We start from the raw sequence: 14,415 nt of genomic DNA on the forward strand, positions 1-14,415 counted from the left end.
TCATCATATGAATAAATTTCGCGCCTTCCGCATCCACGCAGATACCAATGGGACCCGCGCCGGTATTGAGCAACTGAGCCTGGACGATCTCACCTCGGGTGATGTCATTATTGAGGCTGAATACTCGGGCGTTAATTACAAAGACGCCCTCGCCGCTACCGGCACGGGCAAGATCTTGCGCCGCTCGCCATTAGTGGGCGGCATTGATGTCGCGGGTACTGTGATTGAGTCCGGTTACCCGCAATTTCATCCCGGCGATCCGGTGCTGATTAGCGGGTCTGGCCTAAGCGAAATTTACGATGGCGGTTACGCTGAATACGTGCGAGTGCCTGCCAACTGTGTTATTCCATTGCCAGCCGGATTAACCTTGTTTGAGTCAATGGTACTGGGAACGCCCGCGCTTACCTCCGCCCTAGCCCTGCATCGCATGGAACAGCTCGGCCAGGAACCGGGCAAAGGCCCAATCCTGATCACCGGCGCTAGCGGTGGCGTTGGTAACCTTGCCGTATCCATTTTCGCCTCGCGTGGATATCACGTCACCGCTGTTACCGGAAAACCAGAGCTTAAAGACCAACTCATCGCACTGGGCGCCACTGAGGTTATCAACCGTCATGATTTGAAAATGGGCACCCGGCCACTGGAAAAAGCCCTCTGGGGTGGCGCGGTCGACACAGTCGGTGGCGAAACGCTGGCCTGGTTGACACGCACCGTTAATGAGTGGGGCAATATCGCCAGCATCGGCTTGGCCGGGGGCAGTGAGCTGAATACTACCGTAATGCCATTCATCTTGCGCGGCGTCAGCATACTCGGCATTAATTCCACCACCTGTAGCAGCACCCTGCGACGTCAACTTTGGCAACAACTCGGTAGTGAATTAAAACCCAAACGTCTGGATTTAATTCACCAGGGGACAATCACTATGGAACAACTGATGCCAGCCTTCCAGAAAATACTTGCCGGAAAGCTACATGGCCGAACAATAGTCAAAATCAGGAATTAGAGGCTGTGCCCGAAGAAACAAAAATTACAGCTTTGATTTCAGTATCGAGGCTGAATACACCCGGGCCCATCTCATGGGTTACATCATAGCTAACCTCATTAATACTCACTGTCACCCCAGGATAAACACTTTTTTTCACAACAATTTTAGACCCTCCGGCATCAGCGATTTTCTGCTTTATTCCCTCAATCGATTTCTTTATCGCCTCTATCTCTTGCTGTTTCAGCGCTCTTGTTGCCGCCACTTTGGCAAGGATTGCTTGACTGTCACCCATGGGATAATGTTTATGACGATATTCAATTTGATCAAGCTGCTCAAGCTCCTTATTCTTCACTTCGAAATCGGCCTCAAGCTTATTAAATTCACGTCTGGTTTCTTGCGAAAAACCAACTTTCACAATCGTCTTGGAATAAATTTTTGACCCTAGACATGCCGATTCAATTCTATTATGCGCGGTAACGACCCCACCAATTATAGAGGCCTTGGCATTTTCAGCGCCGACCACAATGTCGCCATTCGATCCAATTTCGCTGTTAATAATGCTGCCATGCACCGTAAGATGGCCATTAATGAAAACTTTTGCGTTTTCTATGAATCCAACATTCACCTCACCTGGCGCGAAAACCTCGCTCTTCATTCCACGAATTCCGCCCTTGATTAAAACATCGCCACCTGATCTCACATCAGCGTCTTCAATATTATTATCGATAATGATTTCTCTTTTACTCTCCAGCTTAAATCCTGGCTCAACAAATCCTGTCACATGAACCGGGATATCACTATGCACATTGCCTGTCTTTTGACCAATATCACCATTGATTTCAAGAACCTCTACTATATACAAACTTCTAGTACTAATAATCAGCGCACCATCCTTGTCAGCAATCAACCTGCCGTGCTCATCCTTATGCAACCCATCCAGTTCAATCTCAATTTCTTTGGGTTGTTTTGCCTCTATTACTTCACCTGTCACCAATCGCCCATCAGCCGCATTTTTGGCCTCCAGCAAGTAACCCACCTTATCGCCTTTTTTTACATTCCATGGATAACTCTTTTCCCGAAAATCAATGCGGCCACCGGCAAGCTCCATCCCCGCATTTTTATTATCGTAGCTGAGTACAAGACGCGCATCTTTGCCGTCCTGTACAGGCACCCCCTTGGCTACAAGAACCTGGCTCACAGATCCAATTTTCTTGCCACTCGATAATTGCTCTGCCTTAACCAGCGCCTCTTGAATTGCATTTTCATCGATCCCATGTCGTACTCCGTGAGTCTCCAACAGAGCGGCTATATGAGAACTTTGAATCGGTGTATCGGAAATTGACTTGGCATAAATATCAAGATGCACTTCCATCGCATCTTCTGAAATCGAAACTCCTGGTTCCACGCTGAGCGCAACAGATCCGCCACTGACATCATATTTAATACTCCCCAGCCATTTCGCCTGATATTGTTCACCCTTATCTGTTGTCGATGTTTCAATACCTATACCCATTCGCGGAAAATTATTGGCTCCGGCTTTGGTGGGAATCGTTTTTCCGAGCACATTTTTACCTTCTTTCCCGCTGGTGGCGGGTTGATAAGTCGCAATAATCTCACCCGGGAGAACAGCACAATTGTTATGTTTTATCTGCTCTTCGTCCAATAGCCAAATCAGGACACCGTCTTCGCCAAGCACAGGCTTTTCACCTGCGGCGATGCAAAGATTTTCCTTGGGGGTGGCTTTACGAAACTTGTTTTTTGACGGGGGGTCGAATTGTAATGTGCCAGCATGAAAAGCATCGATAATCTCGCCAATCTTGGCATTATCGATGCCCTGAGTCAGTTTCTGTTTCTTGAGTTCTTTCAGAACGTCGTCGACGGTGACAGGCTTACCCCCATTTTGAGGCGCTGTGATCTCGTCGAGATAAACCATGAATTGATCCTCGGAGAGGAGCAGACGAAAGCTGCCGTCGACGGCGGGCTTAGCGTCATCCGCTGTTTCTTGTGGGGGAACACCCATAACAGCAGCCTCATGAAATAACACACAATAAATACCATAATAAGATTATCGGCACAATATACTGATTTATTAGAGGTGTTGCCTGTGATAAGCAAACCCCACATATCATTCGCATACCGGAGTACTTATGCAAGAGATAGATACAGGGATGCCTCTTGGGACCGAGAATAAGTGGCTAAACTACGCAGAAAAACAAGATATCACGCGTTATGCTTTTCAAAACTCCGCTTCGATTTAATATTGGGAAACTTGTCTGCATAACGCTTGATCCATTCCAATGCCGCCTGCTCACCCGTTAAATAACGGCCTTCCTTGAGTTCGACCTCACGCTTGTAGTGCTCGATATGGCAAATTTGCTCTACCATCCGCGCCTGAAAGGCTTCTTCAGAATCAATGAATGCAGCCCCGACATCATAGTGATCGCCACGTTTACGACACCACTTTACACGGGCGTGCGTTTCAAATGCTGGCTGCACAAAGGGAATCTTGATCGCGATGACAGTGCCCGCTTTAACCCGCACCTTGGCGCGGAAAGACAAACCGCCAAAGCTGACGTTATTGAGGTATTCAGTATCGTTGATCGCCAATTCATCAATCTGAAACTGAATCGGGATATCCGAGGGATGACGTATATATTCACGCATAACCGCCTACTCCTCAATTCATAATCTGCTGAAGACTAAGCAACTCCGGCCAAGGGCCAATGTGCCAACATATTTGACTTAGCAAATCCAAATCAATTCAGGATTAATGCACACCACACAATACCTTATAAATATCATTGATTAATTTTGGGCCACGGTATATCAATCCAGTATACAACTGAACCAACTTGGCGCCAGCATTAATCTTGGCCAATGCATCTGCGCCACTCATGATCCCACCGGCGGCGATAATCGGCACTTCTTCACCCAATATCCGATGCAATTGACGCACAACCTCTGTCGAGCGCTGCATCAGCGGTGCTCCACTCAGCCCTCCCTGCTGATCGGCATCGGCGAGATTTTCCACCCCCTGACGTGAAATCGTCGTATTGGTTGCAATCACTGCATCCACTTTGTATTGGAGAAAAGCTTCACTGATAACGACGATTTGTTCATCAGTCATATCCGGCGCAATTTTCACTGCCAGCGGCACATAACGTTGATGCGTATCTATCAGACGCCGTTGTTCTTCCTTCAAGCGTTCCAGCAAACCACCAATCATGGCTTCACTTTGCAATTGCCGCAAATTGGCGGTATTCGGCGATGAAATATTAACCGTGATATAACTAGCATAGGGATAGACGCGGCGTAGACAATAGAGATAATCATCCACTGCCTTTTCAATCGGCGTATCAAAGTTTTTACCGATATTGATACCCAATATGCCCCGGTACCGAGCCCGCTTCACATTGGCAATCAGGGCATCGACCCCATGATTGTTAAATCCCATGCGATTGATAATCGCCTCGGCCTCCGGCAGACGAAATAAGCGTGGCTTGGGATTCCCCGACTGCGGTCTTGGTGTGATGGTCCCAATTTCAATGAACCCAAAGCCCAATGCCGCCAAGGCATCAATATACTCACCATTTTTATCCAGCCCGGCTGCCAAACCCACTGGCGAGGGAAAATCAAGGCCCATCACTCTCACGGGCCTCGTTTTGACGGTATAAGCAAAAGGTTTTATGCCAAAGCGCTCGGCAATCCGCGCTGCACCTAAAGCTGCATGATGTGCAACTTCAGGTTCCAGAGCGAATGCCAGAGGTCTAAGCAGGCGATAGAAATCCGCCATAAGATTCAGTTCCGGAGATTGATATTTATTTCACAATGCTGCGACTGCGCAGTGTATTAATCACTTGATCAACACTCTGCTCCAAGCTTTGCTCGCCAGTATTAACGGCGATCTCGGGTTTCAGCGGCTCTTCATAAGGGGAACTGATACCAGTGAAATGTGGAATCTCTCCCGCTCTCGCCTTTTTATACAAACCTTTAACGTCACGCTCTTCACAGATATCGAGTGCACATTTGCAATAGATCTCGATGAAATCACCCTCTTTCACCAACGCCCGGACGGCATCGCGATCAGAACGAAATGGAGAAATAAATGCCGTTAATGCTATAACACCGGCCTCTACGAATAATTTACCGACTTCACCAATACGACGGATATTTTCGGTGCGGTCTTTATCGGAAAACCCGAGATCCTTGCACAAGCCATGACGAATATTATCGCCATCAAGGACGTAGGTACGGCATCCCATTTGGTGCAAGCGATCTTCCACCGCATGGGCCAGAGTTGATTTACCTGCTCCGGACAAGCCAGTGAACCATAAAATGGCGCTGCGATGGCCATTTTGCTGCTCACGATCGTCACGCTTGATCGTCGCCTGATGCCATTGGATGTTTTTAGAGACCGTCATACATCACCTTAACTGTTTGATTTTAAATGGGTAATGATCATTTCCGCCGATTGTCGGAAATCGCTACGGCATTTTACACCAAAGCCTCAACCGTGGTCATCAAAACGGCCAGATCATGGGGATCATAAACACAGCCACCGCTCCTAACAGGATCGTCAACGGTATCCCCATCCGCAGGAAATCGCTGAACCGATATCCTCCAGGTCCGTAGACCATCAGATTGGTCTGATAACCGATGGGCGTGGAAAATCCCAGCGATGCCGCGAACATTACTGCAACGGCAAAGGGTATGAAATTAACATGCAGTTTATCGGCAACCGAGATTGCAATCGGAAACATCAACACCGCCGCTGCATTATTGGTAATCAGCTCGGTAATCAATATCGTCGAAAAATAAATCAGTACCAGCGCCAGCCAAGGCTGATCGGCAATTTGCAGCACCAACTCCCCAAGACGCGTCGCCGCGCCACTATTCTGCAGCGCTTCACCCAATGCAAAAGAGGCTGCAATCACAATCAACACCTGCCAATCGACCGAACGTCGCGCCGTATTACCACTTAGGCACTGGGTCATGATCATCGCTCCAGCGGCCAGCATGGCGGCCTGTAACATCGATAACAGATCAAAACCAACAGCGAGCACCATCGCCACCAAGATGCCAAGTGCGAGTGGCGCCCGTTGATGTTGGGGCGGTGTTGAGTCTTCGAGACAGCTCACCAAAAAGAAATCACGTGAATTACGGTAGCGTTCGGCAAAGGTCGGTGATCCTTCCAGCAGCAAGGTATCCCCTGCCTGCAACACGATATCACCAATCTTGCGCTTGATTTGTTCACCATTGCGGGCTACAGCAATGATCGCCGCGTTATATTGAGTACGGAACCGGCCCTCCCGAATTGTCTTACCCACCAGCGGGCAAGAATCTGAAACGACTGCCTCGATTAGACAACGCTCCTTGCGTGGTGCATCGAGTTTGAATACCTGATCCGTCGCCGGCTTCAATCCCCGTATCTTTTGTAAATCGATAATTGAGTCGACAACGCCCGCAAAGACCAGGCGATCATTGGCATTAAGAATAGTCTGTGGCGCCACGGCGGGAAGGATATGTTCTCCCCGCTCAATTTCGATCAGATACATTCCCGGCAACTGGCGTAAACCTGCCGCCTCGATCGTTTTTCCTACTAGCTGACTACCCGCCTCGACCATCATCTCCACAGTGTATTGCCGGGCATCGGCTAACTGGGAGATCGGCGATTGACGATTGGGCAACAACCAGCGTCCCGCAATCAGGATATATATCAACGCCAATACAGTACAGGGTATCCCGAGCCAGGCGAGATCAAACAATCCGAAACCGGCGCCATCGCCCGCATGTTTTTTCACCAAGCCATTGACGACGAGGTTGGTACTGGTGCCAATCAAGGTGATAGTGCCACCGACAACCGCCGCATAACTCAGTGGCATCAGTAACTTTGACACAGGCACCTGATGTTTTTTTGCCCAATCCGTCACTGCCGGGATCATCATCGCCACTAGAGGCGTGTTATTCAAAAAGGCGCTGAGTGCCGCTACCGGCGCCATCATGCGCAATTGTGCACCACTGATCGATTTTGGTTGCCCAAACAAATAGTGAGCGATCCATTGTATCGCCCCTGTTTCGCGCATCGCTGCGGAAACAATGAACAACACACCGACAGTGACCATACCTTCGTTGGCCAAGCCCTCAAGCGCCTGTTGTGGCGACAACACCCCGGCCACAAGCAACAAGGTAAGCCCGCCCATCAGAACCACATCCACCGCCCAGCGAGTCATGACCAAAGTTCCAATACACAAGGCAATGACAGCGAGCGTAAACCACGCTTCCCAGCTCATTAACTCCTCAATCTCACGCTAGTAATTAGAAAGCACTGTAGTTGATTAACCTTTAAATTACCATTAATCCTGGTTATCCGTCACAAACAACAAGGCCGACATTTGTCGGCCTTGTCATGTCACCTAATAGCTAAGGGATCAAAACTCTTCCCACTCGCCATCGGCATCCCCGCCAGCTGCCGGCTTAGCCTTACGAGCTGGGGCTGGGGCTGCCGTTGCAGGCTTGGCTGCCTTGCGTACCGGAGGAGCAGCAGGTGCCGCTTTACGAACCGGAGCCGCTGCAGATGCTTTAGCCTTATGACGAACTGGCGGAGCTTCCACGACTTGATCCACCTTGAACTGACCGACCAGATCCTGCAGGGTTTCGGCTTGATTGGCCATCGATTCGCTGGCGGCAGCCGCCTCTTCGACCAAGGCCGCATTTTGCTGTGTCACAGATTCCAGTTGCGAAATCGCCTTGTTGATTTGATCGATACCTGCAGCCTGCTCCTGACCTGCCGCCGCAATCTCGGCGATAATATCGCTAACCTTCTTGGAGGCGACCACGATTTCTTCAAGTGTCTTACCTGAAGCATCGACCAAGCGGCTGCCTTCATCGACTTTCGATACACTATCCTTGATCAGCGTCTTGATTTCCTTCGCTGCAGCCGCGCTGCGTTGCGCCAGACTACGTACCTCACCGGCCACCACCGCAAAACCGCGACCTTGCTCACCGGCACGAGCCGCTTCTACTGCCGCATTCAGAGCCAACAAGTTGGTTTGGAAGGCAATTTCATCAATGACACTGATGATGTCTTCGATCTTCTTACTACTGGCGTTAATTTCAGTCATTGCCCGTACTGCATCACCGACCACTTCCCCACCTTTTTCGGCTTGTTGACGAGCACTGCTGGCCAACTGATTGGCCTGACGCGCATTATCGGCATTCTGCTTGACGACACTGGTCATTTCTTCCATGGTCGATGCAGTTTCCTCAATTGACGACGCCTGTTCTTCGGTACGCTGACTCAGATCGGCATTACCCTTTGAAATTTCAGATGCGCCACCCGCAATACTATTGGCGGACTCTGTGATCTCAGTGATCATATTCTGCAACTTGTTCATTGAGCTATTCAGGGCATCACAAAGCACAGCGAATTCGCCTTCGTAAGCGCCTTCCATTGTTTGGGTCAAGTCACCCTCGGCCAGACTCTGCATGACACGGATCGATTCGGTCAGTGGTTCAACGATTGCCTGCAACATCGAGTTAACGCCGTCACCGAGAACTTTCATAAATCCTGAATAGCGACTGGCATCAATGCGCTTATCAAGCTGACCCGCTGAGGCGGCTTCAATCAGCCCCTGCAACTGAGCCTCTGCATCCTTCTGTTCGGTGATATCACGCCACTCCACCATGTTACCCATGTACTCACCCTTCGGACCGATAATCATTGTGGCATTAACCTCAAACTGAAGGTCAGCCACCTTGATTTCAGCCTTGGCGGGCAGGCGCTGCTTATCCTTAAGCAAGGCACGCTGGTGAGCCGGATTCTTGTGGAACATATCAATACACTTACCAATCAGATTGCGCGCTTCAAATCCCGGGAATGCTTGACGTAAGACGCCCTCCCTCTTGACCAGCATTTCTACTACTGCTGGATTCACATAAGTGATCGTTAGATCAGCATCGCACAGCATTATATTGGTGCTAGCTCCGTTAACAGCTGATTGCAAACGAGCAACATCAAGCTCTTTTTGCCTGGTTTCAGTCACATCGGACCACTCAAGGCTATTACCTACATACTCACCCGCACCATTCATGATTGCGGTCACGTTGATGCGAAAAATTAACGGTCCAACGGCGATATCAGTCGAGTAAGGCAGATTACTTGGATTTCCGAGCAGCTTGCGTTGATGTGAAGGATCCTTGTGGAAAATATCGATACAGGTACCGATCAGTTTATCGACGCTGAAACCGCGATACAAAGAGCGCAACTTGTCTTCGTGCTTGCGCAGAAGTTCTAGCGTTGATTTATTGGCATAGGTAATAACAAGATCACGGTCGATTCGCATCATCGCTGTCATAGCGCCTTCGACCGATCCTTGTAGGCGCACCACCTCATCTTCCCGAGCGCGCAATGTTGTTACATCGGACCATTCCAAGGTATTACCGACATATTTACCTTCAAGATTATTAATGGCATTGACACAAATATGGAAAGTCAACGGACCGACTTTAATATCGGTTTCAAAGGGCAAATTCGATGGATCGGACAACAGCTTGCGCTGATGCGCCGGATTCTTATGGAAAATATCGATGCAAGTCCCCACCAGTCGCTCTGGATCAAAGGAGGGATAAAGAGATTTCAGCGCCTGACCATGTTCACGCATCAACGCTTTGGTTTGCTCATTGGAATAAGTGATGACCAAATCGCGATCGATTGTCATCATCGCTGTTTGAGCGCCGTCAATGGCCGTTTGTAAACGCGATGCCTGCTCTTCTTTCTGTCGCTTTTCCGTGACGTCATGCCATTGCACAACATAACCAAGGCGCTTGCCCTCGCGATCGACCAGAACGCGGGTCTCGTGCTCGAACACAAAGTGTCCCGGCTTGATTTCACCCTGCCGTTTATCACCCGGGCGTAAATTTTCCAACAAACGTTTAATTGCACTAGGGTCGCGATGATAACGGTGAATACTTCCCCCCATCACCTCTGCCACTTTGAATCCCGGCAGATATTTCGCCAACTCAGATTCAACAGCAGTCAGCACTTCGCGTGCCTTGCGATTTATAAACACCACATTCTCATTTGCATCTGCCATCATGATGTTGATGGGGGCGTTTTCGAGAATGTCTTTCAATACGTCCAGATTTTCAACGACACCGACTGCCTGAGTTTGATTGTCCATTGCGCGTTCACCCTAGTCCTTTACCGTTTGCCAATAACTCTTGAGAAAATGAACATTTGGAGCAGGCGCTCCAAACTGTGATCAGCTTCTCCAGAATCCACCCTTCTGGCTTCGTTATCGACCGGTCTTTTTGGAACTTAACCATGTAAAAAGAAAGAAATAGAAACTTGTTTTAACCGGAGATCAAGACCCCTTCGGCACGGACAATATCTTCAGGCGTTCCATAAAGCACTAAGGTGTCTCCTGGCTGAAGCTGCATCAATGGACTTGGATTTGAACCGCGCACCCCACCTCTACGCACTGCGGTAACCGTAATATTGATGGTCTCTAATTCCAAAGCCCCTAATGACTTACCCACCGCATAGGCCTTGGGTGGGAGAGTCACTGAATGTAACCGTTCCTTAAAGGGTTCAACCCCCTCGACCGAGTCCGGATCCTGCCCCGGGAAGAAAGCCCTGAGCAAGTGATAACGGTCGTTTCTGACCGCCTGCATCCGCCGTAGGATCCGGGTCACTGGCAAATTCAATAGCAGGAATAGGTGCGACCCCAACATCAGTGCCGCCTCCAGGGTCTCTGGCACCACCTCCGTCGCCCCGGCATTTTGTAAACGCTCTAGCGCCGAATCATCGCTGGTTCGTACCAACACCGGAATGTCAGGCCGCACATTCCGTACATTGATCAACACCTTCTCTGCCGCCGGGACATCATCATAGGTAATCACCACTGCACGTGCGGTGGCCAGGCCAGCTGCCTGCAAAATATTATGATGTGTCGAGTCCCCATAGCTCGCGGGTTCGCCCGCCTCTTTCGCTTCATTGACACGACTGGCGTCCAAATCCAGTGCGACGTATTGGAAACCTTCCTGTTCCAACAAATGGCCAATGTTTTGTCCGGTACGGCCATAGCCACAAATAATTACATGCCCTGCCAATCCTTGAGATGCGTTTTGAATATCATCAAGAATTTCCTGTCGGTTTCGACTGTAACTTTCCGCACAAAATATTTTGGCCATCACTCCATTTCTTTGTAATAGAAAAGGCGCTAGCGCCATGCTCAACACCATGGTTGCCGCGATAATGTGGGTCAAATTTTCCGTGAATAAACCGGAGGCAAAGGCCAACATTAACAATGCCAACCCAAACTCACCCGATTGTCCCAGTACAATCCCGGTTCGCAATGCAACTCCTTTAGGAGCGCCATCCATCATGGTGACCCACATGATCGAAATAATTTTAAATAATGTCACCACCAGCAAGAGCAATAGAATCCAATGTAAATTGGAAAAAATCGCCGGCAAATCCAGCAACATCCCGATGCTGATAAAGAATAAACCCATCAACACATCGCGGAATGGACGAATATCGGCCTCAACCTGGTGTTTAAATTCGGTCTCGCCAATCATCATGCCCGCCAGGAAGCCACCTAACGCCATTGATAATCCAGACGCCTGCGTGATCCATGCTGCCGCCAATGCAAATAACAAGGCCGTCAGCGTAAATAACTCTGCGGAGTGAAATGCGGCAATCGCACGAAACAAGGGGCGTAATAATTTATACCCCAACCACATCATGACCACGATGACCACGACACCCTTGATCAGCGCCAACACCAATTCAGACGCCAACGAACTGGTATCACCCGCAGCCAGGGCGGGAATCAAGATCAGGAAGGGAACTACCGCGAGATCCTGAAATAAAAGAATCCCAACGGCCAAGCGACCATGACGGGAGTTGATTTCCAACTGCTCGGTCAATTGCCGGATCACGATGGCGGTCGATGACATCGCCAGCATCCCACCGAGTACGACAGCAGACTCCCCCGGCAAGCCAATCAACCAGGCGATCGCCCCGACAACTGCTGTGGTTACGACGACCTGGGCCGCCCCCAATCCCAGGACGACGCGCTTCATCGCCATCAAGATGGGGAGCGAAAACTCCAGACCTACCGTAAATAACAGGAAGACAACGCCAAACTCAGCCAGGAACTGCACATCTTCGGTGCGAGGGATGAGTTTAAACCCCTCAGGTCCGATGAAAGCACCCACGACAAAATAAGCCAGCGCCGAAGGCAGTCGATAGCGTTTACATACGGCGACCGCCACTACTGCGGTGGTCAATAACATCACAACCTGCCAAAGAACTCCGTGTTCCATCCCGTTATCGCCCACTCAATCCCAGATTAAAATCGACATTTAATTTCAACATCTTAATTCATCGGCCCCATCAATACACCTCTGAGCTGCAGCAGGGCGTTAAACCTCCGAAAATCGAGTATAATCTGCGGGCTCAGTATCCTAAAGAATCCGCAGTAGCGAGGCAGTATCGAACATGGCATCACCATCAAAATCCAAATTTCTACCTCATCTCCAGCGCTATCTGATCACCGGAATTCTGACCGTGATCCCGATCTGGATCACCTGGATCATTTTCAACTTCATCATGGAAAAGTTGCGAAACATCAGTCTTCCCTGGATCAATGCCCTATCTGACCTGAGTGCGCCAGCGCTTCCCCCTTTTGCCCGATGGCTGACCGATCCGTTGTTTCAGAGTACCTTCGCTGTCATGATCACGCTACTGGGACTTTATACTTTGGGCTGGTTCGCCAATCGGGTCATTGGCAAAAAACTTATTGAACTGATCGAGCAACTGATCGGACGCATTCCGTTTGTGCAAACCATTTATGGCTCGACTAAGAAATTGCTTACCGTGTTACAACAAAAACCAGGTGGCGATGTCCAGCGCGTGGTTTTGATCGAATTTCCTTCGTCCGACATGAAAACGGTTGGTCTCGTGACCCGGATTCTTATAGATGAAACCACAGGCCGGGAATTGGCTGCCGTCTATGTACCCACCACTCCAAACCCAACCTCGGGGTATCTGGAAATTGTGCCTGTGGAAAGACTGATTTCGACTGACTGGACCATGGAACAAGCCATGACCTTTGTGATTTCAGGTGGCGCGGTCGCCCCTGAACATATCCATTACTTCAATAGCGCACCTAAACCGCCTGTTCAGGGAAAAATAGCAGACTGATAGAATCCCGATCATCGGTATTCTATCAGTCACTGGATTTGGTTTAGAAGATATATAGAAAGATTGCTAAAACTAGGCGCCGCGTGCCACGCCTTCGCTTATGGCGACGAAACGCTGATTAAATGGTTTGATGACACCATTCATATTACGCTTCACCTTCACCACATACTTGAAACTAGACGCCTCAGAAATAGATCGCGAACCCGACAGCCCGATATTGTACGCCACCAACAATTGGTCCGTAGTGCGGGTCTTTTCCTTCAACATCAACAAGAACTTCGAAGCCACGCTGATATTGAATTTATCGTCGCTCATCAAATGGGCGATCAATTCCTCATCACTGCGATATTCCACAGGCTCATCCATATATTGGAACACGTCGCGAGCCGCAGTCACTTTCACCTGCATGACACCGTATGAACGCTTACCCACAGGCGCCGACATATGGCCAATTCGACCCAACAAACCCGCCGCAGTCTCCTGCATCATGACCGCTTGCAACAACTCAGCATGAGCCTCGCCACCATCGGCATAACCGACTTCATAGGCCATCTTGAGCAGGGATTGCTGCTGTTCGGTCAACCAGCTCTTGCTCACGGGATTCCAGAACATGCCCGCTTCGGACTGGTCACCCTGCACACCTTTGGCAAAGGCGTCCAGACCAAAAAGACCGCTAATGACATGGTCCCGATCAACCATGGAAATATTTTGGTTAAGGCACGCCTCACCGTTGGCAGAGGCATTTTTAGGCTCGGACATCAGCACCATGCTTGCGCTGGTCAACGCCACAACGCCGCTGACCATCATGGTGCGCAAACGTACGTTCTTACTAATGTCAGTACGTTTCTGAAATTTTCGTTTAGCGTCAGCCATCTCTCTATACCTCACTCAATTGGCCCTGATTTTCTCCTCCGCTTTCCCGTCGCCAAATTCCATCTCGGGGAAAACGATGTCTTCTGCTCCCTATGGGGGAAACCAGAAGGGGTGAGTCCTTTCGGGTTACTTGCTTTCAGTTAGAGCAGCCTAAGCTGCTTGTTCAACATAGAAGGCATTCTAGCACGATCACGGGTTTCGCTCAATTTTATATTACTTTTCAATAGGTTAAAGTGTGAACTTGAGCATATTTTTAATGCCAATTCATATAAAATCAATAAGTTATGGCCATTATCGGATATGGATTTCGGGGCAAGGATAACTATTTGTTTTTATTGCTTATAATTAA

10 protein-coding genes are annotated in these 14,415 nt (G+C 49.4%); 2 read left to right on the forward strand and 8 right to left on the reverse strand.

What is annotated here, in order from left to right:
* Positions 1-7: 7 nt before the first annotated feature.
* Positions 8-1,000, forward strand: coding sequence for a YhdH/YhfP family quinone oxidoreductase (locus HY272_09495; protein ID MBI3772919.1), 993 nt, complete (start codon positions 8-10; stop codon positions 998-1,000).
* Here the strand turns inward: HY272_09495 and HY272_09500 are convergent.
* The 7 genes from HY272_09500 to HY272_09530 form a co-directional block, all read right to left on the reverse strand.
* Positions 990-3,002 carry a DUF342 domain-containing protein gene (locus HY272_09500; protein MBI3772920.1) on the reverse strand — a complete coding sequence of 671 codons (2,013 nt, stop codon included), beginning with the start codon at positions 3,000-3,002 and terminating at the stop codon, positions 990-992. The genes HY272_09495 and HY272_09500 overlap by 11 nt on opposite strands.
* A gap of 200 nt (positions 3,003-3,202) precedes the next feature.
* Complete coding sequence (locus tag HY272_09505) at positions 3,203-3,646, reverse strand: PilZ domain-containing protein (protein MBI3772921.1); 444 nt, start codon at positions 3,644-3,646, stop codon at positions 3,203-3,205.
* 103 nt (positions 3,647-3,749) lie between these two features.
* On the reverse strand, positions 3,750-4,775 hold the full coding sequence (locus HY272_09510) for a quinone-dependent dihydroorotate dehydrogenase (GenBank protein MBI3772922.1): 1,026 nt from the start codon (positions 4,773-4,775) through the stop codon (positions 3,750-3,752).
* 25 nt (positions 4,776-4,800) lie between these two features.
* Positions 4,801-5,403, reverse strand: a complete 603-nt coding sequence (cysC, locus tag HY272_09515) for an adenylyl-sulfate kinase (GenBank protein MBI3772923.1) — start codon at positions 5,401-5,403, stop codon at positions 4,801-4,803.
* A gap of 99 nt (positions 5,404-5,502) precedes the next feature.
* Positions 5,503-7,272 carry an SLC13 family permease gene (locus tag HY272_09520; GenBank protein MBI3772924.1) on the reverse strand — a complete coding sequence of 590 codons (1,770 nt, stop codon included), beginning with the start codon at positions 7,270-7,272 and terminating at the stop codon, positions 5,503-5,505.
* A gap of 138 nt (positions 7,273-7,410) precedes the next feature.
* A complete protein-coding gene (locus tag HY272_09525; GenBank protein ID MBI3772925.1) occupies positions 7,411-9,960 on the reverse strand; it encodes a PAS domain-containing protein in 2,550 nt (849 codons plus the stop codon).
* 373 nt (positions 9,961-10,333) lie between these two features.
* Entirely contained in the window at positions 10,334-12,313 is a 1,980-nt protein-coding gene (locus tag HY272_09530; GenBank protein MBI3772926.1) for a cation:proton antiporter, read from the reverse strand.
* Positions 12,314-12,488: 175 nt separating this feature from the next.
* Between HY272_09530 and HY272_09535 the strand changes: the two genes are divergently transcribed.
* Positions 12,489-13,193, forward strand: a complete 705-nt coding sequence (locus HY272_09535) for a DUF502 domain-containing protein (protein ID MBI3772927.1) — start codon at positions 12,489-12,491, stop codon at positions 13,191-13,193.
* 72 nt (positions 13,194-13,265) lie between these two features.
* Here HY272_09535 and HY272_09540 read toward each other — a convergent pair whose 3' ends face one another.
* A complete protein-coding gene (locus HY272_09540; protein ID MBI3772928.1) occupies positions 13,266-14,066 on the reverse strand; it encodes a hypothetical protein in 801 nt (266 codons plus the stop codon).
* Between the last annotated feature and the right edge of the window lie 349 nt (positions 14,067-14,415).

The organism is Gammaproteobacteria bacterium (assembly GCA_016200485.1).
In the GTDB taxonomy this organism is placed as follows: domain Bacteria; phylum Pseudomonadota; class Gammaproteobacteria; order Tenderiales; family Tenderiaceae; genus JACQEP01.

Excerpts from the sequence above, each read along its gene's own strand:
- HY272_09510 (MBI3772922.1), bottom strand. The coding sequence starts at position 4,775 with ATGGCGGATTTCTATCGCCTGCTTAGACCTCTGGCATTCGCTCTGGAA.
- HY272_09530 (MBI3772926.1), bottom strand. The coding sequence starts at position 12,313 with ATGGAACACGGAGTTCTTTGGCAGGTTGTGATGTTATTGACCACCGCA.
- HY272_09525 (MBI3772925.1), bottom strand. The coding sequence starts at position 9,960 with ATGGGGGGAAGTATTCACCGTTATCATCGCGACCCTAGTGCAATTAAA.
- HY272_09535 (MBI3772927.1), top strand. The coding sequence starts at position 12,489 with ATGGCATCACCATCAAAATCCAAATTTCTACCTCATCTCCAGCGCTAT.
- HY272_09500 (MBI3772920.1), bottom strand. The coding sequence starts at position 3,002 with ATGGGTGTTCCCCCACAAGAAACAGCGGATGACGCTAAGCCCGCCGTC.
- HY272_09540 (MBI3772928.1), bottom strand. The coding sequence starts at position 14,066 with ATGGCTGACGCTAAACGAAAATTTCAGAAACGTACTGACATTAGTAAG.
- HY272_09505 (MBI3772921.1), bottom strand. The coding sequence starts at position 3,646 with ATGCGTGAATATATACGTCATCCCTCGGATATCCCGATTCAGTTTCAG.
- HY272_09520 (MBI3772924.1), bottom strand. The coding sequence starts at position 7,272 with ATGAGCTGGGAAGCGTGGTTTACGCTCGCTGTCATTGCCTTGTGTATT.
- HY272_09495 (MBI3772919.1), top strand. The coding sequence starts at position 8 with ATGAATAAATTTCGCGCCTTCCGCATCCACGCAGATACCAATGGGACC.
- cysC (MBI3772923.1), bottom strand. The coding sequence starts at position 5,403 with ATGACGGTCTCTAAAAACATCCAATGGCATCAGGCGACGATCAAGCGT.